This is a genomic window from Leisingera daeponensis (assembly GCF_019801465.1).
In the GTDB taxonomy this organism is placed as follows: domain Bacteria; phylum Pseudomonadota; class Alphaproteobacteria; order Rhodobacterales; family Rhodobacteraceae; genus Leisingera; species Leisingera daeponensis_A.
The window spans coordinates 472384-494058 of record NZ_JAHVJA010000002.1 but is presented as its reverse complement, the minus strand read 5'-3'; the positions used below and the strand labels follow the sequence as shown (position 1 = coordinate 494058).

Sequence of the window (21675 nt, the reverse complement as noted above, 5' to 3'; positions counted from 1 at the left end):
CCCGGCCGCCCTCGCGTCTGGCAGGGGCGCAACCAGCTTAGGCCATTGCGTTTAACGCAGCGGGCTGGTGCAGAAGGGTAATAGGGGCGTCCTGCCCGGTGGCGACACCAATGGCGCCCCCTTGCGAGACATTGGTGAAGGTAATGCTGCCGCCGGTGTCGAATGCCAGCGTCAGCGTGTCGCCGTCTCGGCTGGCGCTGTAGGCCGAGGCGCCCATCCCACGCAGTTGGACCACGGCATTTGCGCCTTCCGCTAGGTCGACTGTGTCGTTGCCATCGCCTTGGCTGTACTGCAGTGCCACGGTGCCGCCCCGAAGGGTGAAGCGGTCATCGCCGCTGCCGCCGCGCGCAGCCAGGGTTTCTCCCACTTTTAGGTTGATCTGATCGTTGCCGTTGCCACCGCTTACCTGGGCATAGGTGCTGAGCGCCTGGCGCATTTTTTCAGCCGCGGGGGCATCAGGGCTGTACGCAGCGGCCGGCACTTCCCGCCGGTCCTGCAGGGCGCGCTGTGCCGCGACAGAGATGACGTCGTTGCCGCCACCGCCGCGAATGCGCGACACGAGAGTGGCTGCAACGGCAATGCTGTCATCGCCTGCACCAGCCCGGACTCCGCGCAGGGTGCCTGCCTGGATGGCGATGGCGTCATCGCCGCCGCCGGTGCTGATGTTGCGGGCATGACGGGCGCGGATTGAGACTGAGTCTGCATTGGCGAACTGCGCTTGCCAGCGTTCGCGCCCGGGAGCATGTTGATGCCCGAATGCGTGACCCTGCCGGTTTGCGAAGCTGCGCCCGTATCCAAAACCCCGCCCTTCAAAGGGCTGGGCGGGCGCGCGGTCGGTGTGAACGCCCTGTACGATGCGCCCCTCCAGCGCCACGGCATCGGCCCCGTCTCCGGTGGCGATGTTGTGGATACCGTCGGCGCGCAGTTCCACTGTGTCGTCACTTGGCGTGGCCGCTGTGCCCGTCACTGCAGCGGGGATGGCCTGCTGCGGTGCTGCGGCAGTCTGTGGTTGCTGTTCTGCCTCGGCTTGCATCGTTGCCTCCGGCAGGCCGGTCAGCAGGATCAATGCCGCCGAGTTCTGTGGCCAGGGCTGGGATGACAGGGCGTGCAGCGCCTTGGCCATCTCAAGGATGCGCTTTTCATAGTAGCTCGCCTCCGGACTGGCAGCGCTGGCCTGGGTCACTTCCCATGGCGGCAGAACCTCAACTGCGGTGTCCGGCGCAGAGTGCAGCGCAACGGTTGCTTCCGTGGCGTGCTGCGCCGCCGGGGTGCTGGGAGTCGGGGCAGAGTTGGTGCCGCCTAGCTTCACCACTGCAGTCTGCACCTGGGGCTTTTCCCATCCGTGCGCCGCCGGCGGCAGCCCTTCCCGCCTGCGGTCGCCAAACAGCCCGTTGGCCTCCTGCTGCAAGTCGTCGGCAGCTATGCCGAGGGCGGGGTTGATCCCGTCCAGAGATGCGCTTGCGCCGCTGGTCGCAGCGGTTAGCTGTGCCGAAAAGAAAAAGGGGGGTGCGGTACTGCTCGTCAGGTTCACCATTGCACTCACTCCGATAACTGGCTGAGCAAGAGGGTGAGCCCCGGGGCTTTAGATAGTTATAATAGGTAAAATTGCAGTTCTGAAAATTCGCCTGAAAACAGTGGCGGATTCTCCAAAAGCTTGCCTTACTTAACGGCGCGGGCCGCCTGCGCCGCGGCGCGGAGCTCGTCAGCGATCTCTTCGGCTTCCTCGGGATCAAAGTCCATCGGGATCTCGACGCCGCTTGCCTCGATGAAAATCCGTACCATGCCCTGATCAGTCGGCCCGATCTGCATGTTCGCCTCGATGTCGCGTTCGGTATTGATGCCCATCTTGCACTCCACTGGCGGCCAGCCGCTTGAATGCCGGTGCTAGCCCGCCTCAGGCTGAAACGCAAGCCGGGTTTGGCTACACTGCCCCTATGAAGGATGTAACCCTGCGCCGATTCGCCCCGAGTGACATGCAATGGCTGGTGGCCCGCCATCAGGATATTTATGCCCGCGAAGCAGGCTTCGACGACAGCTTTGGCCGGCTGGTTGCCGACATCCTGCACGATTTTTGTGCCGCGCATGATCCCGCCTGCGAGCGGGGCTGGATGGCCGTCAGCGGCACAGAGCGTCTGGGCACGGTTTTCTGCATGAAAAAGGATGACGAAACCGCACAGCTGCGGCTGTTTCTGCTGACCCCCAAAGCACGCGGCAAAGGACTGGGCAAGCGGCTGCTGCGTGATTGCATGGAGTTTGCCCGTGCTGCCGGTTACCGCGAAATGATGCTGAAGACTCATGAAAGCCACCGTACAGCGTGCGCGCTTTACCAGGCGTTCGGCTGGCGGCTGCAGGACAGCCGCCCAGTGCGCAATTACGGGCAGGATCTGGTGGAGCAAACCTGGCAGCTCTCGTTTCACGAGGCAGAGGTCTGATAAGTGGCCGGGAAGAATTTTGGAGCAAATGCAGGCGGTTGTGGATAACTTTACGCCCTTTTCACTGTGCCTGACATCGCGCGCTCCGGCGAACGCCCGATGCGGGGGATTTCTGAAACGGAAAGGCGAAAAAGCTCTTGCGTGCCTCCAGAGCGTGCTATAAATGCCCCCTCAGTGCCGCCTTAGCTCAGTTGGTTAGAGCGCTGGATTGTGGATCCAGAGGTCCCCCGTTCAAGCCGGGGAGGCGGTACCATCCCATCTTATCGAAAATAAACTTCTCCTGAGTGCGAGAATATGGTCGTGATGCTGCCGGAATTGGCTGTTTGCGCGTCTGGCCAGTTGCCGGGTTCGGGTCTCAGGCCAGTCCGCGCAAAAGGGGCCGCCGCATAGGATTGCGGCGACCCCTTTTCTCGATCGGTGCCCAGTCAGGCGTGCCGCCTCCGGTTCCGGAGGCGGCATGTGCCGTTAACTGCCCCCGGTCGTTGTTGTCGTTGTTGTGGTGCTTTCGCCGTCATTGGCAACAAGAACAATGAACAAGGTCCTTGCAGCAACCCCGGCAGTTCCCTCCGTAGACAGGCCTGTATCGGGCAGGCCGCTGGAATGGCACGTTACCTGAAGCGAGCCGTTTGGAAGGTCGGTGGCGGAAACCGGATTTCCGCTCCCGCAGGCTGCGCGGCGCTGGGCCGCTTCCAAAGCGGTCTCCGTCTGGGCAAAAAAACGGCCTCCGCGGTAAACGTCAGCGGCAGTGTCACCGCGACAGCCCTCAAGACACTGGTATGCATGAATAACGACCTTGTGATTAGGGGCATGTTAACGTTAGCCAACCGCCTTCATCCGGGCAAAAAAACGTGACAACAGCAACGCCATGCAGGCAGCAAAACGCGCAGACCGCAAAAGAGATGAGCGGTTTCCGGGACATTGCGAGGGAAGCAATATGTTCAAAGTAGTCGTCAAATCGGTACTTGCGGGGAGTCCCTCTCTGGCCCTGGCTGCAGCACCTGCGCTAACCCGGGTTCCGGGGGCTGTAGTCTAAACAGTAGTGGTACCGGGAAAATGAATTCGGCTCCCCGGCCTTCCTGGCTGAACTGCTTGGGACGCTGGAGGCGGCCAAGGCCTTTTGCCGGGCCACCGGCGATTCGGCGCTGCAGGTGGACTGTCTGTCCGAGCGGCTGGAGGCCGCGGTGGAGCCGATCCCCGAGGGCACCGACTATGACGAGGTGCGCGGCGTGCTGCAGGACACATCAAGCAGGCTGATACAGCTTGCCCGCCAGAACCGCGATCCGGGGCGGGGCCGTGTCACAGTCACCAGCGCCGCGAATCCGGCGGAACGCACCAGCCGTCCCCTGGCCCCGGTCAGGGCCTCGGCGCAGGCTGCAGTGAATCTCGAAGCGACCCGCATCCTCGAGGAGGCTGCGGCAATACTTCCGCGCAGCGCAGAGACTGCGCGGGAGAGGCAGGCACAATATGCCCAAATCGCCGCGGCAATCGATTCCAGCAAGGTGCTGCTGAGGTCCTGAGACGCCGGCCTACTTATTGATCCTGACCGTCTGTCGCAAAGCGCCGGTTTCGCGGTCATAGATCAGGATCCGGTCATCGCCGCTCACCACAGCGATCCAGCCGCGGCCCAGGGTCACCGCTTCGGCCTTGACGCCGGGGGGCAGGGCAATTTCCGAGGGCAGCGGCGCATCATCCGACTGCAGGCGGATGACAAGCAGCGAAATTATCACTACAAGCCCGCCAATCATCACCACCGTCAGCGTGGTCACGAGCCGCCGCAGGAACCGGATCTGCGGTGGTTCCTGTTGGATTTCTGTCTCGGAAGGATCAGTCATGGGCAGCCGCCGGATTGAATTTGTCATCGCGGAAAACCCGCCTAAGCGGCTTGATAAAGCGGTTTCACGCGATGTGCCAGAGGAGGCGTCTTTGTCGCGCACCCGGCTGGCCCGGCTGATCGAGGACGGTGCGCTGATGGTGGATGGCGCCGTGGTGCAGGACCCCAAGGCCAAGATTGCCGAAGGCGCGCAGATCGCGATTGAGGTGGAAGAGGCGGAAGACAGCCATATCGGACCCGAAGACATCCCGCTGGAGATCGTGTTCGAGGACGATGACCTGATCGTCATCAACAAGCCTGCGGGCATGGTGGTGCATCCGGCACCGGGCTCGCCCTCGGGCACGCTGGTCAACGCGCTGCTGCATCACTTCGGCGGCAACCTGTCGGGGGTGGGCGGCGTAAAGCGCCCCGGTATCGTGCACCGGATCGACAAGGAGACATCGGGACTTCTGGTGGTGGCAAAATCCGACGCCGCCCACCAGGGGCTGGCAGCGCAGTTCGAAAAGCACACTGTGGAGCGCTATTATCAGGCGGTCTGCTACGGTGTGCCGGACGGCAACGATCCCCGCCTGCGCGGCGTCAAGGGCGCCAGCTTCGAGCCGGGGAACATCCTCAAGCTCACAACCCAGCTGGCCCGTCACAAGACCGACCGGCAGCGCCAGGCGGTGCTGTTTCAGGGCGGCCGCCATGCGGTCACCCGGGCGCGCATCGTCGAAACTTTCGGCAACCCGTCCTGCGCAGCACTGGTCGAATGCTGGCTGGAAACTGGCCGTACTCATCAGATTCGGGTGCATATGGCCCATGCCGGCCATGGGCTGATCGGCGATCCTACCTATGGCGGCCGCCGCAAATTGGCTGCCAAGGCGCTGAGCACGACCGCACAGGCGGCGGTGCAGGCCTTTCCGCGCCAGGCACTGCATGCTGCCGTGCTGGGCTTCGATCACCCGGTGACTGGGGGGCTTCTCAGATTCGAGGCGCCGCTGCCGCAGGACATGGCGGATCTGCTGGCGGCATTGCGTCAGTAAACCGACTGCAAATAAGCGTGTTCAAACCTGTGACGCAATTCACAGACGAAATGAGTCGGGCTAACATAGAAGAATTCCTTAAGCAGTCCTTGAAAAGGGCTTAGCGCTAACACATATGCGCTGATGTTAAGTCCTTATACATTTTGGGAGGGACACTTTATATGGCGAATTATGCAAACCTGCCTGCCCCGACGCCCGAAGGCGGCCTGAACCGGTATCTCCAGGAAATCCGCAAGTTTCCGCTGCTGGAGCCGGAAGAAGAATACATGCTGGCCAAGCGCTGGGTCGAAGAGCAGGATGCGGCAGCAGCCCACAAGATGGTGACGTCCCATCTGCGGCTCGCGGCTAAGATCGCCATGGGCTACCGCGGCTACGGCCTGCCGCAGGCCGAAGTGATTTCCGAGGCCAACGTCGGCCTGATGCAGGCCGTTAAACGCTTTGATCCGGAAAAGGGGTTCCGTCTGGCGACCTATGCAATGTGGTGGATCCGCGCCTCGATCCAGGAATACATCCTGCGCTCTTGGTCGCTGGTGAAACTCGGCACCACCTCGGCGCAAAAGAAGCTGTTTTTCAACCTTCGCAAGGCCAAGGCCCGCATCGGTGCGCTTGAAGAGGGTGACCTGCACCCCGACAACGTCGCCCAGATCGCCAATGATCTCGGGGTGACCGAGGACGAAGTGATTTCGATGAACCGCCGGATGTCCGGTGGCGATGCCTCGCTGAACGCCACCGTCGGTTCCGAAGGCGAAGGGACCATGCAGTGGCAGGACTGGCTCGAGGATGAAGATGCCGACCAGGCCGGCGATTACGAAGCCCGAGATGAGCTGGAAGCCCGGCGCGAACTGCTGGCCGAGGCGTTGGACGTGCTGAACGACCGTGAAAAGGACATCCTGACGCAGCGCCGCCTGATGGACCAGGCGGTCACCCTGGAAGAGCTGAGCACGCAATACAATGTCAGCCGCGAACGGATCCGCCAGATTGAGGTGCGGGCCTTTGAGAAGCTGCAGAAGAAGATGCGGGAGCTGGCGATGGAAAAGGGGATGCTGTCCACGGCTTGATCCTCTCCGTGGGGGCCCTGTCAGAAACGCAATAAGGCGGTGCTTGGCACCGCCTTATTGCGTTCCGGATCTGTGTGCTTCCGGCAGGCGGAGCCAGGCTATTCTGCTGGCGTTGCGGCAGCGCGGCTGCCGGAAGGCTTGGCTCGCAAAGTATTAGGCTCGGAAGATTGGCCTGAAGGGCTGGCGGATGCTGGCATTTGCCCTGTCTGGCACGGTCCTGGCAATGGCGGGCTGGGTGCGCGGCTGGGCGGGGACTGAGAAAGCTCGGGCTGGCTGCTAGGCTGGCGTGTGGCTGGCTGAAATCAATCCGGTTGCGGGCGTCGCTGGCTGGTCTGGCTGTCCCGAAGGATGGCTGGAGAGCTGGCTGCTTGCGGCCTGTTGATTCTGGCTTGCTTGCATTCTCTGCATCCTGTGTATGCAGATCGCGGCAATGGGTCAATAGAAAAAGTGTGCAATTTCAATTAGTTGACAGATTTCATCGGGAATGAGCTGCAACAGAAACAGTCAGGAATTGGCCGCGCGGCAACTTGACGGCCGGAAAGCCGCCAAGTGACGGCAAGGCTATGGGCGGAAGCGTGTACTGGAAACATCACTGCAGCGGGATTAGAATGTTGGGGTCCGTAACAGGAGGAAAGGCTATGGCAGGCGGCTGGGCGCAAGATGGCGCGGTGAACGAACAGATCGAAGCGTCGATCAATGATGAACTGGCGCGGCTGAAGGCGCAGAAACGCCCGGTCGGCGAGAGCCTGACCCATTGCGCCGAGTGCGAGGAGCCGATCCCGGAAAAGCGCCGGAAAGCCATCCCGGGCGTCAAGCTCTGTATCGAGTGCCAGCAGGAGCGGGACGGCGCCCACAAGGCCCGTGGCGGCATCAACCGGCGCGGCTCCAAGGACAGCCAGTTGAAGTGACCGCCGCCTTGCCAGGCTGCGGTTCGTGTCATCGGGCAGCTGCGGTTGCGGGCGGGGCATAGCGCAGCACCGGCAGCATCCGGCCCAGCCATCGCAGCTTGCCGTGCTGATCGATCCACAGCGCGTAGGCCACATAGGCAGGGTCCTCGGAAAGGTGCCGTTCCTCCGCCTTAGCTCGCAGGAAATAGATCCCGTTTATGCCGAGAAGCAGCAGGCTGTGACGCAAAGCCTGGTCCAGGCCTTCCGTGGTGAAGAACGGTACAGACAGCAGCCACCAGGATATGTTTTTGAACAGATACGACGGGTGCCGGGTCCAGCGGTAGGGGCCATTGGTGATGATGCCGCGGTGGGTCAGGTTGGAAAACCGGATGCCAAAGGAGGCATTGGCCCAGGCCCAAAGTCCCTTGGCCGCGATGATCGCGCTGCCCCACAGCACCACGGCCGGCCCTGGCCCGCCGAGCATGTCGAGCCAGCCGAGCCCGTCATTGTATTCCAGGTATTTGCGCCCGATGACCGAGAAGAACGGCGCATACATTGCCAGGGTCACTGCCCAGGCCCAGAACAGCGGGTTGCAGGAGCGGATGTGGGAATTGGTGATCCGGAGAGTCAGTACATAGCCGATGCTGACAAAAGCCAGGTCAATGCCGACTGTCAGCCGGCCCGCATAGCTGACAAAGGCGGGAAAACTCTCCAACGCGGCGGACAACGGGGTCTTTAGCAGATAGGCGGCATTGCCGCTGAAATAGACAAACATCAGGGGCAGGAAAAACCCCTTGATCAGCCAGCCGAGAGCGTGGTCCCGCAGTACGTCCCAATTTACCTTGCTCAGACGGCCCAGAACCAAATGGCCGGAATGCAGGTAACCGTCAGCCGGGTCCCGCATCCACAGGTCAACCGCGATGAAATAGGGCGCCGCCAGCAGCAGAAACACCGGCAGAACCATGCGGCAGGCCTCCCAGAACGGAGCATAGAAACTGCGGTGGTATTCCGGGAACAGCCAATATGCAGCGGCGAGGGCACCTAGCGTTCCGCACAGGCCGGTTAGTTTCAGAAGGATCCTCGGCCAGTTGATCCGGTGAAGCTGAAGACGGTCAAGCCCGGCGGCGGCATCGCGATACGTCCGCAGCACCAGCAGTTCATGCGCCAGCATCGGCATCGCGGTTGCCAGCATCGCGACGACCCCGGCCTCCGTTCGCCCGGCATCGCTGTCCTGCATCAGGATCAGGGTGGACAAATATCCGGCCAGCCCAAGCAGCATTGTCACCTGGCTGGTTGCCGAAGGCGGCGGGTCTGATGCGCGATTGTCTCTCATTCTGCCCGGACCGGTTGCTGGTAGCGTTGACTCCTGACCCTAGCCCAATCTGCGGCAGTTTCACCCTTTGCGGAACGTGACAGCCGCAGCCTCTTCCCCGCCTGTCCGGCCAGTGCTATATCCTGCGCCGGGCTCACAGGCGATGGCGTCGCCGCAGAGAGGACCGCTCTGGCCCTGAAACACGCTCCTGTACGCCGGGACTTTCAATCGGGAGATTGAAGGCCCTGCCTTTGTCTCCCCTGACAAAGGAGGCACCCATGGCCTGGTCGCCGGAAAAAACTGAAGTCAAAAGCTGGAACGAATGGGACACACTGCGCCATGTGATCGTGGGCCGTGCCGATGACTGCCATATTCCGCCGGAAGAGCCGGCGCTGGATGCCAAGGTGCCGGAAGACAGCGACATGCGCGGCCAATGGGGGCGCCGGCCGCCGGAAACCATCGACCGCGCCAACGAGCTTCTGAACAATTTCGCCGATCAGCTGCGGGGGCTCGGCATCCGCGTCGACCGGCCGGTTCCGATCGACCATTCTCAGCCTGTGACGACGCCGGATTTCCACACCGGAAGCCAGTTCGGCTGCATGCCGCCGCGTGATGTGCTGCTGACGGTCGGCCATGAAATGCTGGAAGCCACCATGTCTTACCGCTGCCGCTGGTTCGAATATCTGAACTACCGGCCGTTGCTGAAGCAGTACTGGGAGGAAGACCAGAACTTCCGTCACGAGGCGGCCCCCAAGCCGCGCCTCACGGACGCGGACTACCACCCGGATTACCTCAGCGACAAGATCGGCGAGGCCAAGCGGCTGGAATGGGCGGCGGAGAAGTTCTTTGTCACCACCGAGGAGGAGCCGCTGTTCGACGCCGCCGACGTGCTGCGGTTCGGCAAGGATCTGGTTGTGCAGCACGGGTTCACCACCAACCTCAAAGGGATCGAGTGGCTGCGCCGCCACTTCCCGGAGCATCGCGTGCATACGGTAAACTTCCCCGGCGACCCCTATCCGATCCACATCGACGCCACTTTCACCCCGCTGCGCCCGGGGCTGATCCTGAACAACCCGCAGCGCCGCCTGCCGGAAGAGCAGCGCGAGATGTTCATCAGGAACGGCTGGGAGATCGTCGACGCGGCCCAGCCCGCGCACAACACCCCGCCGCCGCTGTGCTACTCCTCGACCTGGCTCAGCATGAACGTGCTGGTGCTGGATCCCAAGACAGTCTGTGTCGAAAAGTCCGAGGTCTACCAGGCCGAGCAGATGGACAAGCTGGGCATGGAAGTCATCGAGGTCGAGCTGCGTGACGCCTATGCGTTTGGCGGCGGGCTGCACTGCTGCACCGCGGATGTCTTCCGCGACGGCGATTGCGAGGATTACTTCCCGCATCTGTAAGTCTGCCCCCCTTGTTCCGGAGGGCCGGTTTGTGACGCGCAAGCCAGCCAGGAAGCCGCATAGTTTCCTGGCTGGAACCGCCACGAGCTTCCGGAACCGCAAATCTAGAGCCAAGGCGGGTGTTCGGCTGGGAACCTGCAGGTGAGCCGCCCGCTGGTGTTCAGGTGCCCCTGGTTTCCTCTCAAGTCCGGTCAAACACCGTATTTCCTGCGCAGCTTGCGAACTTGAGAGGAAATCTCGTTGCCGGGTTTAACCCGATCGGCGAACTCCTTGGTCGGCTTGTACCAGGACTTGTCCTTGTCGCTGTATTTCCACAGCTGCCCTTGACTGTCAGCAACGTGCCGGAAGCATTCATTGTGTTGACTGCCCGCGGCGCCCTTGCCGTCATACCAGACAGCTTCATAGCAGAGGTTGCCCTTTGAGGTGGCATACCATTTTCCAAGGCCGACGCTGTTCCCCCAAATGGCTTGAAAACTGCCGTCCGGAGCCCAGTAAGAGCCGCCTTTGCTCCAAATCCATGTTTTGCCCGAGTAAAGCTTTGCGATGGATTGACCGCTCACCCGGTTTTTTTTGTCCGGGCCTGCGAAGGCAGCTGACGTGGCCGCGATGACTGATGCACATGCGACTGCAGCGAATGTTTTGAACAGAGACATCACTTATACCCTCTCACTATTGAACGGGGAGAGTGTACCATAAATTGAATAAAATTTCGATGATATTGCTAAAGAGGGTATTTGGTTTTGCTGCTTTCGGGTGAGGCCGGTGAGGGGGTGCAGCTTTGAGTGTTAGCGTCCCGCCAGCGCCATCCGCAGGATGTGCTGCGGACCGGCCATACCATGAGGGTAGATGCCGCCGGTGTCCTCAAAGCCGCCCTTGCTGTAACAGCGGATAGCGCCGGGATTTTGCATGTTGACCGTCAGAACCACTGCGCTGCGGTCCGGGTAATGCCGGGTCAGGTAAGTCTGCAGCGCGGCCGTCGAAGCTGTCGCAAAGCCCTTCCCCTGATGTTCCCGGTCTATCATGAAGGCGCGCAGGCCCAGTTCATCCGATTGGGCAAACTCGTAGGTCTCATGATACAGGCGGTCGATCTTGAAGAAGCCGACCGCGCAGGCATCGTCAAGGACAGCGTGAAAATCCACGCCGTCCTCATCCTCTTCAAACGCCTGCACCACAGTGCCGGAAAAGCGGACCTGATCCGGCTGCACCTGGATATGGGAGACCAGATCAAACTCGCTGCGGGACACCGGGCACAAAGTTAACGGCATCAGTCTTCCATTGCTTCCAGCTCGTCGATGAAGCCGGAAATCATGGACAGGCCCTTGTCCCAGAATTTCGGGTCGGAGGCATCGAGGCCGAAGGGCGCAAGCAGCTCCTTGTGATGCTTGGAGCCGCCTGCTTTCAGCATCTCGAAATACTTGTTCTCGAAGCCCTCGGCGCCGCTTTCATAGACAGAATACAAGGCGTTCACCAGTCCGTCGCCAAAGGCATAGGCGTAGACGTAGAAGGGCGAATGCACGAAATGCGGGATGTAGGCCCAGAAGGTCTCGTAGCCGTCCATGTAGTCAAAGGCTTCGCCCAGCGATTCCGCCTGCACCGACATCCAAATGGCGTTGATGTCATCCGGGGTCAGCTCGCCCTCGGCACGGGCGGCGTGAAGTTTGCATTCGAAGTCGTAAAAGGCGATCTGGCGCACCACCGTGTTGATCATGTCCTCGACTTTGCCTGCCAAGAGCACCTTGCGCTGCTCCTTGGTTTCGGCCTTGTCGAGCATCTTGCGGAAGGTGAGCATCTCACCGAACACGGAGGCGGTTTCCGCCAGCGTCAGCGGGGTGGAGGACAGCATTTCGCCCTGTTCCGCCGCCAGTACCTGATGCACGCCGTGGCCGAGCTCATGCGCCAGGGTCATCACGTCGCGCGGCTTGCCCAGGTAATTCAGCATCACATAGGGGTGCACATTGGTGACCGTCGGATGCGCAAAGGCGCCGGGCGCCTTGCCGGGTTTCACGCCCGCGTCGATCCAGCCGTCGGAGAAGAACGGTGCGGCGATTTCGCCCATGCGGGGATCAAAGGCGTTATAGGCCTCCATCACGGTGTTTTCCGCCTCGTCCCAGCTGATGGTGCGGGGTTCTTCCAGTGGCAGCGGCGCGTTGCGGTCCCAGACCTGCATCACGTCCAGCCCCAGCCACTTGCGCTTCAGCTCGTAATAGCGGTGGCTGAGCTTGGGGTAGGCAGCGACAACCGCCTCGCGCAGCGCCTCGACCACCTCAGGCTCCACGTCGTTGGACAGGTGGCGGCCCATCTGGGCACTGGGCATACCGCGCCAGCGGTCGATGATTTCCTTTTCCTTGGCTTGCGTGTTGTGGACACGGGCAAAGGTCTTGATGTTCTCACCAAACACACGCGCCAGTTCGCGGGCCGCGGCCTCGCGCTTGCTGCGGTCCTGTTCGGTCAGCAGGTTCAGCGTGCCTTCGATGTTCAGCTCTTCGCCATCGACGGTGAAGGTGAGCCCCGCGATGGTTTCATCAAACAGCTTCTCCCAGGCATCGCCAACGATGCCGAGATCATGCATGAACTTTTCCAGCTCGTCGGACAGCTGGTAGGGTTTCATAGCGCGGATGCGGCGGAATACGCTGGCATAGCGGGCGAGTTCAGCGTTGGCTTCCAGATGCGCCTGCATCGCGTCATCTTCGATCCGGTTCAGTTCCAGCGTGAAGAACACCAGCGGGGTGGTGGCGATGGTGACCTTCTCCTGGCAGTCGGACAGAAAGGCGGCGCGGTCCGCGTCTGTGGTCTGCTGGTAGTAGCGCAGGCCCGCAAAGGACATGATGCGGCCGGCGATGTTGTTGATCTTCTCGTTGCGCTGCACGCATTCCAGCAGCCCGTCTGCATCCAGCTCCGCCAGCTTGCCTTCGTAATCGGCGGCAAAGGCGGCGCATTCCTGCTGCAGCCAGTCCAGGTCGCGAGCCAGTTCGGGGGCGTCCTCAGAGTTGTAGAGGTCGCTGAGGTCCCATTCCGGCAGGTTGCCGAGGCCGCCGGAACTGGCAGTGGCGTTTGCGTCGCGGACGGGGAAGGGAAGCTGGAACATGAGGGCTCCTGTCATGAGATGAGAAATGTGTTGATCCAACATCTAAGGGGCGGTTTGCGGGATCACAAGCCGGGCTGTGGCGAACCGGGTGAGAATGACAGGAGCGGGTAAGGGCTGGGTAAACGGGGCGTGCGCAGCCGGGGCAACGGGGTTGCGGGGGGGTCAGCCGCTGTGTTGTTCGAACAGGCGGCACATGCGGGAAAACACATGCGCGCGGATATCCCGGGTTTCCATCATCACCTCATGCTGGCCGCCGGGAATCAGGTCAAGCTCGCCGCCGGGCCAGCGGGACATGCGGGTGTGGATTGCTTCAGGGCTGACGATTTGCTCTTCGCTGCCCAGGAAGGTGATGCAGGGCAGGGCGGGCGAAGGCATTGCTGCCAGTTCCGCGCATTCCTGCAGGCTGACCCGCAGCCATTGGATGGTGGGGCCGCCGAGGGCCAGATCCGGCTGTGCGGCCAGCTGGTCGTGCATCAGCCGGTACATCTCCGGATCGGTGGTCAGCGTGTTGCCTTCGAACGGGGTGATCTGAACGTATTGCTCCAGCGCCGTCGTCGGCAGCAGCCTCTCCTGCAAGCGCAGATAGGGGGCAACACCGCTGAGGACGCGGACAAAGGGCCGCATCAGCGGCGGGATCTGGATGCCCCACATCGGCCCGGTAAAGCAGGAGGCCCTGACGTCCAGCCCTTCGAGCAGCGAACGCAAGCCGATGGCGCCGCCCATGGAATGGCCGACCAGGAACCAGGGGCGGGGCAGGTCCAGCTGTTGCGCCAGCCTGGTGAGCGCCTGCACATCTTTCTGGAAATCAGTGAAATGCCCGACGTGGCCCAGTCGGCGCTCCGCCAGCATCCGCCCCGCCAGCCCCTGGCCGCGCCAGTCCACGGTGAGGGTGGAAAAGCCGCAGGCGGCAAATTCCGCCGCGGCCATGCCGTATTTCTCTACATATTCGGTACGCCCGGGAAACAGCAGGACCGTGCCTTTCGCCGCTCCTTCGGGACGCCAATGACCGGCACGGATGCGCACGCCGTCCGAGGTCTGGACCCAATGGGCTGCACCATTTGCAGGCCCCAGCGCGATTTCCGCGAACAGGGGCGCTGGCTGCAGCTCCACCGGGGCTCCGTCCATCAGGAGAGCGCTGAGGCGAGCTTCATGGCAGTACCCATGTCGCCGTCGATGGTCAGTTTGCCGGACATGAAGGCCGCGGTCGGGTTCAGGTCGCCCTCCAGGATCGACTGGAAGGTGTCGGCATCCGCGGTCATGGTCACATCCGCTTCCTCGTCGCCGACACGGGCGCCGTCGCTGTCCAGCATGATGGCGCCCAGATCTTCGATCTGGAACTTGGCGGTGGAATCGAACTCGCCTGCGTCCAGTTTGCCGTTCAGGGCCTCGGCCGCCTGCTCAAGGGTAACGCTCATATCAGTCCTCAATCTGCTTTGCGCGCTTCATAGCACAAACATGTGAAGCTTGTGCATCCAATACTGGAATTCGCAGCGCGCGGGATTACACTGGGGTCATCATGCTGGCAAATTTCCCAAAGCTCAAAGCTATCGTGGCGGCAACGGCGGCCGCAGCTGTCCTGTTCCTGCCCAGAGACGGAGAGGCGCAGCAGATTTCTGCCGAAGTGCTGCTGCAGGATCTGGCGCAGTCGGAGGTGTCCGAAGCGGCGGCGATCGACCGCGAACTGCAGGCGCTCTGGGACAGGAGCGGCTCGCCCGCGATGGATCTGCTGCTGCGGCGCGGGCGGAACGCGATGGAGCGGGGCGACCTGCAGGAGGCGGCAGAGCATCTGACAGCGCTCACCGATCACGCACCGCTGTTTGCCCGCGGCTGGTATGAGCGTGCGCGGGTCTACTTCGCGCTGGAACTCTACGGGCCGTCGGTGGCAGATCTGGAGCGCGCGCTGGCGCTGAATCCTCAGGATTACAATGCGATCTATGCGCTGGGCGCCCTGTTTGAGCAGTTCCGCCGGCCAGAACGCGCCTATGCTGCCTACCTGCGCGCCAAGGCTATACATCCGCACCACGAGGAAGTAAGCAGCGCCCTCAAACGTCTTAGGTCTTCGATCGAGGGCAGGGAATTGTAAGCCCCTCTGGGGCGCGGGGGCTGAAGCAATGGCAAGCGCATCGCGGATCGTGGCCGTCCTGGGCCCGACCAACACCGGCAAAACCCATTATGCCATCGAACGGATGCTGGGCTACCGCACCGGGGTGATGGGGTTTCCGCTGCGCCTGCTGGCGCGCGAGGTCTATGACAAGGTTGTCGCTGCGCGCGGGCCATCCGTAGTGGCGCTGGTCACCGGCGAGGAGCGGATCGTGCCGCCGCGGGCACAGTACTGGATCTGCACGGTGGAGGCGATGCCCGAGGGCATGGGCTGCGATTTCCTGGCCATCGACGAGATCCAGCTTTGCGCCGACCCGGAGCGCGGCCATGTGTTCACCGACCGGCTGCTGCGCGCCCGCGGCACCCATGAGACGCTGTTCCTAGGCGCAGACACCATGCGCGGGCCGATTTCGGCCCTGGTTCCAGGCGTCGAGTTTGTCCGCCGCGAGCGGATGTCCGATCTGGTCTACGCAGGTTCGAAAAAGATAAGCCGGATGCCGCAACGGACGGCAATCGTCGGGTTTTCGGTTGATAATGTCTATGCGATTGCCGAGCTGATCCGCCGACAGAAGGGCGGTGCGGCTGTAGTGATGGGCGCGCTGAGCCCGCGGACGCGCAATGCGCAGGTTGAGCTCTACCAGAATGGCGAGGTCGATTTTCTGGTCGCCACTGATGCCATCGGCATGGGGCTCAACCTCGATATTGACCACGTGGCGTTTTCCTCCACCACCAAGTTCGACGGCCGCCGGATGCGTCCGCTGGCCCCCAATGAGCTGGCGCAGATCGCAGGCCGCGCGGGCCGTGGCATGAGCCACGGCACCTTCGGTGTCACCGGCGATGCCCGGCCCTTGGATGAGGGCACGGCTTCGGCCATCATGAACCATCAGTTCACACCGCTTAAAAAACTCAACTGGCGCTCTGCTGATCTGCAATTCGGCTCAGTCGAAGCACTGATCAATTCGCTCGAATCAAGCCCGCAGAACGAGAACCTCATCAAGGCGCGCGAGGCCGATGACCTCGGCGCGCTGAAAATGCTGTCGCGGGAATCTGCCGTCATCTCGCGCACCACCAATGCGCAATCGGTTAAACTGCTGTGGGATGTCTGCCGGATTCCTGATTTCCGCGGCATCTCCCATGCCGAGCATGCTTCGCTTCTGGGAGTGATTTTCGAGCATCTGCACGGCGGCGGTGTGGTGCCCGACGACTGGATGGCCCGCCAGATCAAGCGGATTGACCGCACCGACGGAAACATCGACACATTGTCCAAGCGTCTGGCATTTATCCGGACGTGGACATATGTCGCGCAGCGGAATGGATGGCTGCGTGACGAAAGCCATTGGCGCGGGGAGACGCGCGCTGTAGAAGACAGGTTGTCAGACGCGCTGCACGAGCGCTTGACTCAGAGATTTGTGGACCGGCGCACATCCGTGCTTTTGCGCCGGCTCAAGCAGAAGGAGGCCCTTTTGGCCGAAGTGAATGACAAGGGTGAAGTGACGGTCGAAGGCGAATTCGTCGGCCGTCTGGAGGGGTTCCGGTTCAGCCCGGACAAAGGTGCGCAGGGTGCCGAGGCCAAAGCCTTGAAGGCGGCCTCGCTGCAGGCCTTGGCGCCTCAGTTCCATCTGCGTGCGGACCGGTTCTATAACGCGCCCGACACCGAGATCGATTTTACCGAGCAGGGCGGCCTCATGTGGGGCGAGCATGCGGTGGGCAAGCTGGTTGCCGGCGCGGATGCGCTGAACCCGCAGATCGAGGTGTTCGTCGATGACGCCGCCGGGCCGGACGTGGCCCAGAAGGTCGAGCGCCGCCTGCTGCATTTCATCACCCGCAAGATCAACGCGCTGTTCGAGCCGCTGCTCAATCTGCAGAAGGACGAAGAGCTGACCGGCCTGGCGCGCGGGTTCGCGTTCCGCATGGTCGAGAACCTCGGCGTGCTGCCCCGTGCAGGCGTTGCGCAGGAGGTCAAGGATCTGGACCAGGATGCCCGCGGCGCACTGCGCAAGCATGGCATCCGTTTCGGCCAGTTCACCATCTTCATGCCGTTGCTGCTGAAGCCCGCGCCGACCCGTCTGCGCCTGGTGCTGTGGTCGCTGGCCAACGGCCTGCAGGATTTCCCCGAAGCACCGCCTCCGGGGCTGGTCACTGTGCCCTCCATCAAGGACGCGCCTGAAGGTTATGACACCATGTCCGGCTACCGGGCTGCTGGCGAGCGGATGATCCGCATCGACATGCTGGAGCGTCTGGCCGACATGCTGCGCGGCGAGGACAGTCGCGGCGGTTTTGAAGCCAAGGCCGATATGCTGTCGATCACCGGCATGACCCTGGAGCAGTTCGCGGAGCTGATGCAGGGCCTGGGCTACAAGGCTGAGAAGGGTGAGCGCCAGAAGGTGAAACCGGTGGATGCTGTGGTTGCCGAGACCAGCACCCCCGCCGAAGGCCAGCCGGTGATGGACGCTGCTGCCGAGGCAGCGGTCACACCCGCCGCAGCCCCGGACGAAGGTGCAGACACCGCGCCCGCCGATGTGCCCGCAGGCACCGAGGCAATCGTGGACGCAGGCGTGGCGCCGGTGGCCGAGGAGCCGGCCGAGCCGGTTGCGGACACCCCGGTTTCTGAAACCGCCGCGGATGAAACCCCGGTCGGCGAAGCGGTCGATGCCAATGTTGACGAGCCGGAACTGGAGGTGTTCTACACTTTCACCTGGGGCGGCAACCGGGGCGGGCGCCAGGGCGGCCAGCGTCAGCAGAACCGCCGTCCGCAGGGCGACGGCAAACCTGGCGGCAAGGGCAAACCGCGCGGAGCCAAGGGCGGCGACCGTGAAGGCGGTCGCGGCAAGCCGGGCCGCAAGGGCGGCCCACGCCAGGATCACGGTGCCAAGACCTACTCCTCGCGTCCTGCAAAGAAGGAAAAGCAGATCGACCCGGACAACCCCTTTGCCGCAGCGCTGATGGGGTTGAAGCAGGGCGACTGATCCTGCCATGGCTGACGGGGCGCCCAAGATCCGCATCGACAAGTGGCTGTGGCATGCGCGGTTTTTCAAAACCCGCAGCCTGGCCGCCAAACAGGTCAGCGCGGGCCATGTGCGCCTCAACGGCACCAAGGCACTGAAACCGGCTCAGAACGTCGCCCCGGGTGACGTTCTGACCTTCGCTCAAGGCAAAGTGATCCGCGTGGTGCGGGTCGAAGCTATCGGCGAGCGGCGCGGCCCGGCGCCTGAGGCGCAGGCGCTGTACTTCGATATGACGGAGAAGCAGGAAAAAATTCCGTCAAACCCGAAGTTCGAGGGAAAGGGCCGTCCGGACAAAAAAGCCCGCAGGGCGCTTGATCTTACTCGCAAGCAGGATACCCTTTGACGGCTTGAAGCCGCTGGCGGTCTGGATTAGCTAGGCGCAAACGGATAACGGGACTCGGTACTATGACCTATGTCGTGACGGAAAACTGCATCGCCTGCAAATACACCGACTGTGTCGAGGTATGCCCGGTAGACTGCTTCTATGAGGGCGAGAACACCCTGGTCATCCATCCCGACGAGTGCATCGACTGCGGCGTCTGCGAACCGGAGTGCCCCGCCGATGCGATCCGTCCCGACACCGAGCCGGATATGGACAAATGGGTTGAGTTCAACCGCAAATATGCCGAGCTGTGGCCGGTGATCGTTTCCAAGAAGGATCCGATGCCGGGCTACGAGGAGCGGGACGGTGAAGAGGGCAAGATGGAGAAGTATTTCTCTGAGGCGCCCGGCGAGGGCGGCTGATTCTCAATCTCACGCGGCAGTGCCGCATTTGTGCGGAAAACCGCCGTATTGCTTCGGGTTTTTACGGCCCGCCGCCAGCGGGCCGCCTTTCGGGCGGCCCTTTTTTATGATATACTTAGCAGACAATAGACATAAACAATCGGAGTCCGCCCCCGGTGCGCCGTAGCAGTGGCGTGCAAAATGGGCGGTATTTCTGCGGAGAAAATGTCCTTGGGGACTGGTCAAACTCAACTGACCGGATCTGGACATTTTGTTTGCCATAGTGCCGGTGCCGCCCGGCTCATGAGTGAGGAAGAACCTGTATGACCAAGTCGAAGAAGCTCGAATTCCGCCCCAATGATTACGTGGTCTATCCGGCGCATGGCGTGGGTCAGATCATCTCGATCGAGGAGCAGGAAGTGGCCGGCTTTGCGCTGGAGCTTTTCGTGATCACCTTTGAAAAGGACAAAATGACCCTGCGGGTGCCGACCAACAAGGCGACCGAAGTGGGCATGCGCTCCCTGAGCTCGCCGGACGTGATTGCCCAGGCGATGAAGACGCTCAAGGGCAAGGCCAAGGTGAAGCGCGCCATGTGGTCGCGCCGCGCCCAGGAGTATGAGCAGAAGATCAACTCCGGCGACCTGATCTCGATCGCCGAAGTGGTGCGGGACTTGCACCGCACCGACGACCAGCGCGAGCAGAGCTATTCCGAGCGCCAGCTGTATGAAGCCGCGCTGGAGCGCCTTACCCGCGAAGTGGCTGCGGTTTCCGGCAATGACGAGATTGCTGCCGCCAAGCAGGTGGATGAAGTTCTGACGTCCCGCGCTGCCTGATCCAGCCGGATGAGAAGACCGAGGGGCCGTGCCTGAAAGGGCGCGGCCTTTTTTTTCGCCTGGCGGCGGGCTAGCCCCGGATGACCAGCAGTGCGAGCAGGCCGGCAATTTCGGCAACCTGTTGGCAGGCACCGAGAATATCACCAGTCTGGCCGCCGATTTTGGCCTTGGCCAGTGCGCCGAAGCCAAGGGCGGCTGCGCCCATCGCCAGCGCTGCTCCCAGAGCTGCGCCACCGATCAGTGGAAGCGACAGGGCAAAAGCCAGTCCTGCAGACAGCAGGCAGGGCAGAGCGCGGGGGCGGCCCACGGATTGCGAGAGGCCTGCCGACCGTGCGTTCGGCAGCCAAGCCATCAACAGGGGCATCGTCGACCGGCTGAGCATCGCCAGCGCCAGCAGCGGCCAGATGCCGGCCGTTTCGATCAGCGCGGCCAATGCGCCCCAGCGCAGCCCGAAGCCGAGGATCAGCGCGATCACGCCATAGGCGCCGATGCGGCTGTCCTTCATAATCTCCAGCCGCCGCTCGCGTCTGAAACCGCCCCACAGTCCATCTGCGGTGTCGGCAAGCCCGTCTTCATGCATGGCCCCCGTCAGCATTACCTGAGCAGCCAGAGCGATCCCGGCGACCACCGCGGCGGGCAGGCCCGCGGAAAGCGCCAGAGCGGCCAGCAGGGCTGCGGGCAGGGCAACTGCCAGGCCCGCCAGCGGAAATGCCCAAACTGCCTTGGCCTGGCGCTGAAAGGCGTCCTGCGGCAGGCGGGGCAGCGGCAGCCGGGTCAGAAGCACCAGCGCCAGAAGGATGTCATTTGCCTGTATGTCGTTTTTTTGCATTCACGGGCCTATTGCGGTGCTTGCGGCAGAGCTGCCAGCGGGTAAACAGGGTGAAACCGCTTTATCCGCGTCCACCACTCAGATGCAACGAGGCTTTCACATGCTGCCACAGCTTTCCTCCCTTGATGATTTCCGCACCGCGCTGGGAGGCGCTCCGGTGCAGGACCAAACTGCGGTGGCCGGGGCTGCGGCGCGCAACGGGCAGCTGACTAAGCCGCCGGGCGCGCTGGGGCGGCTGGAGGATCTGGCGATCTGGTACGGCGGCTGGCGCGGCAGCGCGCGGCCAGAGATCTCTGCGCCGCAGGTGATTGTCTTTGCGGGCAACCACGGAGTGATGGAGCAGGGGGTTTCGGCCTTCCCGGCGGAAGTGACGGCGCAGATGGTGATCAACTTCGAACACGGTGGTGCCGCGATCAACCAGCTGGCCAAGCTGGCGGGCGCGCGCATGGACGTCCATGCGCTGGAGCTGGACCGGCCGACAGCCGATTTCACAAAGGGCGCCGCGATGAGCCAGGACGATCTTCTTGCTGCGCTGAAAGCCGGCTGGGAGTCGGTGGACCCTTCTGCGGATCTGCTGGTGGTTGGAGAAATGGGAATCGGCAACACAACCCCGGCAGCGGCGCTTTGCTGCGCTCTGTTCGGCGGCGAGGCCGCGGATTGGACCGGGCGCGGCACCGGTGTGGACGATGCCGGGCTCGCCAACAAGACCCGCGTGGTGGCTGAAGGCGTTGCCCTGCACCAGAGCGCGATCCGCGACGGGCTGGATGCGCTGGCCTGCCTGGGCGGTCGCGAGATTGCGGCCATGGCGGGCGCCATCGCTGCGGCCCGCGTGCTGCGCATTCCTGTGATCCTGGATGGTTTCATCTGCTGTGCCGCGGCGGCCTGCCTGCTGCAAACGGCCGACGGGGCGCTCGACCACGCGGTGGCGGGTCATCAAAGCGCGGAAGGCGCCCATGCTGCCTTGCTGGCGAAACTGGGCAAGCAGCCGTTGTTGTCGCTGGGCCTGCGCCTGGGCGAGGCCTCTGGCGCGGCCTTGGCGATCCAGGTTCTGAGGGGAGCAATCGCCTGCCACAGCGGCATGGCGACCTTTGCCGAAGCTGGAGTTTCGGACAGCTGACCCGGGAGGGCGTTCCGCTCCCTATTTCAAGCCCCGGT

General features: G+C 62.7%; 23 protein-coding genes and 1 tRNA gene. 14 read left to right on the top strand and 10 right to left on the bottom strand.

What is annotated here, in order from left to right; genetic code table 11:
• Positions 1-37: 37 nt before the first annotated feature.
• A complete protein-coding gene (locus KUV26_RS07120; protein ID WP_222507837.1) occupies positions 38-1534 on the bottom strand; it encodes a hypothetical protein in 1497 nt (498 codons plus the stop codon).
• A 125-nt stretch (positions 1535-1659) separates the two neighbouring features.
• The gene (locus tag KUV26_RS07115) at positions 1660-1845 is read right to left on the bottom strand and encodes a DUF6324 family protein (RefSeq protein WP_222503884.1); all 186 of its coding nucleotides are present in this window, start codon (positions 1843-1845) and stop codon (positions 1660-1662) included.
• 89 nt (positions 1846-1934) lie between these two features.
• On the opposite strand from KUV26_RS07115, the gene KUV26_RS07110 reads away from it, so the two are divergent.
• The 4 genes from KUV26_RS07110 (at position 1935) to KUV26_RS23570 (ending at position 3949) form a co-directional block, all read left to right on the top strand.
• Positions 1935-2432, top strand: a complete 498-nt coding sequence (locus KUV26_RS07110) for a GNAT family N-acetyltransferase (protein ID WP_222503883.1) — start codon at positions 1935-1937, stop codon at positions 2430-2432.
• 176 nt (positions 2433-2608) lie between these two features.
• A tRNA-His gene (locus KUV26_RS07105) sits at positions 2609-2685 on the top strand.
• Between the two features lie 347 nt (positions 2686-3032).
• Positions 3033-3284: a hypothetical protein gene (locus tag KUV26_RS07100; RefSeq protein WP_222507836.1), complete on the top strand. Its 252-nt coding sequence runs from the start codon at positions 3033-3035 to the stop codon at positions 3282-3284.
• A gap of 296 nt (positions 3285-3580) precedes the next feature.
• Positions 3581-3949 (top strand): hypothetical protein, encoded by a 369-nt coding sequence (locus tag KUV26_RS23570; protein ID WP_261399764.1) that lies wholly within the window; start codon positions 3581-3583, stop codon positions 3947-3949.
• Between the two features lie 9 nt (positions 3950-3958).
• Here the strand turns inward: KUV26_RS23570 and KUV26_RS07090 are convergent, their stop codons facing one another.
• Complete coding sequence (locus tag KUV26_RS07090; RefSeq protein WP_222507835.1) at positions 3959-4264, bottom strand: DUF6476 family protein; 306 nt, start codon at positions 4262-4264, stop codon at positions 3959-3961.
• Between KUV26_RS07090 and KUV26_RS07085 the strand changes: the two genes are divergently transcribed.
• The 3 genes from KUV26_RS07085 to KUV26_RS07075 all read left to right on the top strand — a co-directional run bounded on the left by KUV26_RS07085 (position 4263) and on the right by KUV26_RS07075 (position 7254).
• Entirely contained in the window at positions 4263-5288 is a 1026-nt protein-coding gene (locus KUV26_RS07085) for an RluA family pseudouridine synthase (RefSeq protein WP_222507834.1), read from the top strand. The genes KUV26_RS07090 and KUV26_RS07085 overlap by 2 nt on opposite strands.
• 161 nt (positions 5289-5449) lie before the next feature.
• A complete protein-coding gene (gene rpoH / locus KUV26_RS07080; protein ID WP_222505008.1) occupies positions 5450-6346 on the top strand; it encodes an RNA polymerase sigma factor RpoH in 897 nt (298 codons plus the stop codon).
• A gap of 638 nt (positions 6347-6984) precedes the next feature.
• Positions 6985-7254 carry a DksA/TraR family C4-type zinc finger protein gene (locus tag KUV26_RS07075; protein WP_222507833.1) on the top strand — a complete coding sequence of 90 codons (270 nt, stop codon included), beginning with the start codon at positions 6985-6987 and terminating at the stop codon, positions 7252-7254.
• Between the two features lie 28 nt (positions 7255-7282).
• On the opposite strand, the gene KUV26_RS07070 is transcribed toward KUV26_RS07075, so the two are convergent.
• Positions 7283-8566 carry a methyltransferase family protein gene (locus KUV26_RS07070; protein WP_222507832.1) on the bottom strand — a complete coding sequence of 428 codons (1284 nt, stop codon included), beginning with the start codon at positions 8564-8566 and terminating at the stop codon, positions 7283-7285.
• Positions 8567-8823: 257 nt separating this feature from the next.
• Between KUV26_RS07070 and KUV26_RS07065 the strand changes: the two genes are divergently transcribed.
• Positions 8824-9945: a serine/threonine protein kinase gene (locus KUV26_RS07065; protein ID WP_222507831.1), complete on the top strand. Its 1122-nt coding sequence runs from the start codon at positions 8824-8826 to the stop codon at positions 9943-9945.
• Positions 9946-10136: 191 nt separating this feature from the next.
• Here KUV26_RS07065 and KUV26_RS07060 read toward each other — a convergent pair whose 3' ends face one another.
• The 5 genes from KUV26_RS07060 to KUV26_RS07040 all read right to left on the bottom strand — a co-directional run bounded on the left by KUV26_RS07060 (position 10137) and on the right by KUV26_RS07040 (position 14445).
• A complete protein-coding gene (locus tag KUV26_RS07060) occupies positions 10137-10598 on the bottom strand; it encodes a DUF995 domain-containing protein (RefSeq protein ID WP_222507830.1) in 462 nt (153 codons plus the stop codon).
• Positions 10599-10730: 132 nt separating this feature from the next.
• Positions 10731-11210 (bottom strand): GNAT family N-acetyltransferase, encoded by a 480-nt coding sequence (locus tag KUV26_RS07055; RefSeq protein ID WP_222507829.1) that lies wholly within the window; start codon positions 11208-11210, stop codon positions 10731-10733.
• Positions 11210-13030, bottom strand: a complete 1821-nt coding sequence (locus KUV26_RS07050) for a M3 family oligoendopeptidase (RefSeq protein WP_222508004.1) — start codon at positions 13028-13030, stop codon at positions 11210-11212. The genes KUV26_RS07055 and KUV26_RS07050 overlap by 1 nt, the downstream gene beginning before the upstream one ends.
• Before the next feature lie 162 nt (positions 13031-13192).
• On the bottom strand, positions 13193-14155 hold the full coding sequence (locus tag KUV26_RS07045) for an alpha/beta fold hydrolase (RefSeq protein ID WP_222507828.1): 963 nt from the start codon (positions 14153-14155) through the stop codon (positions 13193-13195).
• On the bottom strand, positions 14155-14445 hold the full coding sequence (locus tag KUV26_RS07040; RefSeq protein ID WP_222505000.1) for an SCP2 sterol-binding domain-containing protein: 291 nt from the start codon (positions 14443-14445) through the stop codon (positions 14155-14157). Before KUV26_RS07040 ends, KUV26_RS07045 begins: the two co-directional genes overlap by 1 nt.
• 101 nt (positions 14446-14546) lie before the next feature.
• On the opposite strand from KUV26_RS07040, the gene KUV26_RS07035 reads away from it, so the two are divergent.
• From KUV26_RS07035 to KUV26_RS07015, 5 genes are all read left to right on the top strand, one after another.
• On the top strand, positions 14547-15113 hold the full coding sequence (locus KUV26_RS07035) for a tetratricopeptide repeat protein (protein ID WP_222507827.1): 567 nt from the start codon (positions 14547-14549) through the stop codon (positions 15111-15113).
• A gap of 28 nt (positions 15114-15141) precedes the next feature.
• Positions 15142-18096: a helicase-related protein gene (locus KUV26_RS07030; RefSeq protein WP_222507826.1), complete on the top strand. Its 2955-nt coding sequence runs from the start codon at positions 15142-15144 to the stop codon at positions 18094-18096.
• 7 nt (positions 18097-18103) lie between these two features.
• The gene (locus KUV26_RS07025; RefSeq protein ID WP_222504997.1) at positions 18104-18478 is read left to right on the top strand and encodes an RNA-binding S4 domain-containing protein; all 375 of its coding nucleotides are present in this window, start codon (positions 18104-18106) and stop codon (positions 18476-18478) included.
• Positions 18479-18540: 62 nt separating this feature from the next.
• Positions 18541-18879: a ferredoxin FdxA gene (fdxA, locus tag KUV26_RS07020; RefSeq protein WP_019294695.1), complete on the top strand. Its 339-nt coding sequence runs from the start codon at positions 18541-18543 to the stop codon at positions 18877-18879.
• Between the two features lie 302 nt (positions 18880-19181).
• Positions 19182-19691: a CarD family transcriptional regulator gene (locus KUV26_RS07015; protein WP_019294694.1), complete on the top strand. Its 510-nt coding sequence runs from the start codon at positions 19182-19184 to the stop codon at positions 19689-19691.
• Between the two features lie 70 nt (positions 19692-19761).
• Here the strand turns inward: KUV26_RS07015 and cobS are convergent, their stop codons facing one another.
• Positions 19762-20520 (bottom strand): adenosylcobinamide-GDP ribazoletransferase, encoded by a 759-nt coding sequence (gene cobS, locus KUV26_RS07010; RefSeq protein WP_222504995.1) that lies wholly within the window; start codon positions 20518-20520, stop codon positions 19762-19764.
• A 100-nt stretch (positions 20521-20620) separates the two neighbouring features.
• On the opposite strand from cobS, the gene cobT reads away from it, so the two are divergent.
• Complete coding sequence (cobT, locus tag KUV26_RS07005) at positions 20621-21637, top strand: nicotinate-nucleotide--dimethylbenzimidazole phosphoribosyltransferase (RefSeq protein WP_222507825.1); 1017 nt, start codon at positions 20621-20623, stop codon at positions 21635-21637.
• Positions 21638-21675 lie beyond the last annotated feature (38 nt).

Bases quoted from the DNA above. Each gene is read 5' to 3' on its own strand.
- KUV26_RS07100 (WP_222507836.1), top strand. From the start codon at position 3,033: ATGGCACGTTACCTGAAGCGAGCCGTTTGGAAGGTCGGTGGCGGAAAC.
- KUV26_RS07115 (WP_222503884.1), bottom strand. From the start codon at position 1,845: ATGGGCATCAATACCGAACGCGACATCGAGGCGAACATGCAGATCGGG.
- KUV26_RS07090 (WP_222507835.1), bottom strand. From the start codon at position 4,264: ATGACTGATCCTTCCGAGACAGAAATCCAACAGGAACCACCGCAGATC.
- cobS (WP_222504995.1), bottom strand. From the start codon at position 20,520: ATGCAAAAAAACGACATACAGGCAAATGACATCCTTCTGGCGCTGGTG.
- KUV26_RS07025 (WP_222504997.1), top strand. From the start codon at position 18,104: ATGGCTGACGGGGCGCCCAAGATCCGCATCGACAAGTGGCTGTGGCAT.
- KUV26_RS07060 (WP_222507830.1), bottom strand. From the start codon at position 10,598: ATGTCTCTGTTCAAAACATTCGCTGCAGTCGCATGTGCATCAGTCATC.
- rpoH (WP_222505008.1), top strand. From the start codon at position 5,450: ATGGCGAATTATGCAAACCTGCCTGCCCCGACGCCCGAAGGCGGCCTG.
- fdxA (WP_019294695.1), top strand. From the start codon at position 18,541: ATGACCTATGTCGTGACGGAAAACTGCATCGCCTGCAAATACACCGAC.
- KUV26_RS07045 (WP_222507828.1), bottom strand. From the start codon at position 14,155: ATGGACGGAGCCCCGGTGGAGCTGCAGCCAGCGCCCCTGTTCGCGGAA.
- cobT (WP_222507825.1), top strand. From the start codon at position 20,621: ATGCTGCCACAGCTTTCCTCCCTTGATGATTTCCGCACCGCGCTGGGA.
- KUV26_RS07015 (WP_019294694.1), top strand. From the start codon at position 19,182: ATGACCAAGTCGAAGAAGCTCGAATTCCGCCCCAATGATTACGTGGTC.
- KUV26_RS07040 (WP_222505000.1), bottom strand. From the start codon at position 14,445: ATGAGCGTTACCCTTGAGCAGGCGGCCGAGGCCCTGAACGGCAAACTG.
- KUV26_RS07110 (WP_222503883.1), top strand. From the start codon at position 1,935: ATGAAGGATGTAACCCTGCGCCGATTCGCCCCGAGTGACATGCAATGG.
- KUV26_RS07030 (WP_222507826.1), top strand. From the start codon at position 15,142: ATGGCAAGCGCATCGCGGATCGTGGCCGTCCTGGGCCCGACCAACACC.
- KUV26_RS07050 (WP_222508004.1), bottom strand. From the start codon at position 13,030: ATGTTCCAGCTTCCCTTCCCCGTCCGCGACGCAAACGCCACTGCCAGT.
- KUV26_RS07075 (WP_222507833.1), top strand. From the start codon at position 6,985: ATGGCAGGCGGCTGGGCGCAAGATGGCGCGGTGAACGAACAGATCGAA.
- KUV26_RS07065 (WP_222507831.1), top strand. From the start codon at position 8,824: ATGGCCTGGTCGCCGGAAAAAACTGAAGTCAAAAGCTGGAACGAATGG.
- KUV26_RS07055 (WP_222507829.1), bottom strand. From the start codon at position 11,210: ATGCCGTTAACTTTGTGCCCGGTGTCCCGCAGCGAGTTTGATCTGGTC.
- KUV26_RS07035 (WP_222507827.1), top strand. From the start codon at position 14,547: ATGCTGGCAAATTTCCCAAAGCTCAAAGCTATCGTGGCGGCAACGGCG.
- KUV26_RS07085 (WP_222507834.1), top strand. From the start codon at position 4,263: ATGGGCAGCCGCCGGATTGAATTTGTCATCGCGGAAAACCCGCCTAAG.
- KUV26_RS07070 (WP_222507832.1), bottom strand. From the start codon at position 8,566: ATGAGAGACAATCGCGCATCAGACCCGCCGCCTTCGGCAACCAGCCAG.
- KUV26_RS07120 (WP_222507837.1), bottom strand. From the start codon at position 1,534: ATGGTGAACCTGACGAGCAGTACCGCACCCCCCTTTTTCTTTTCGGCA.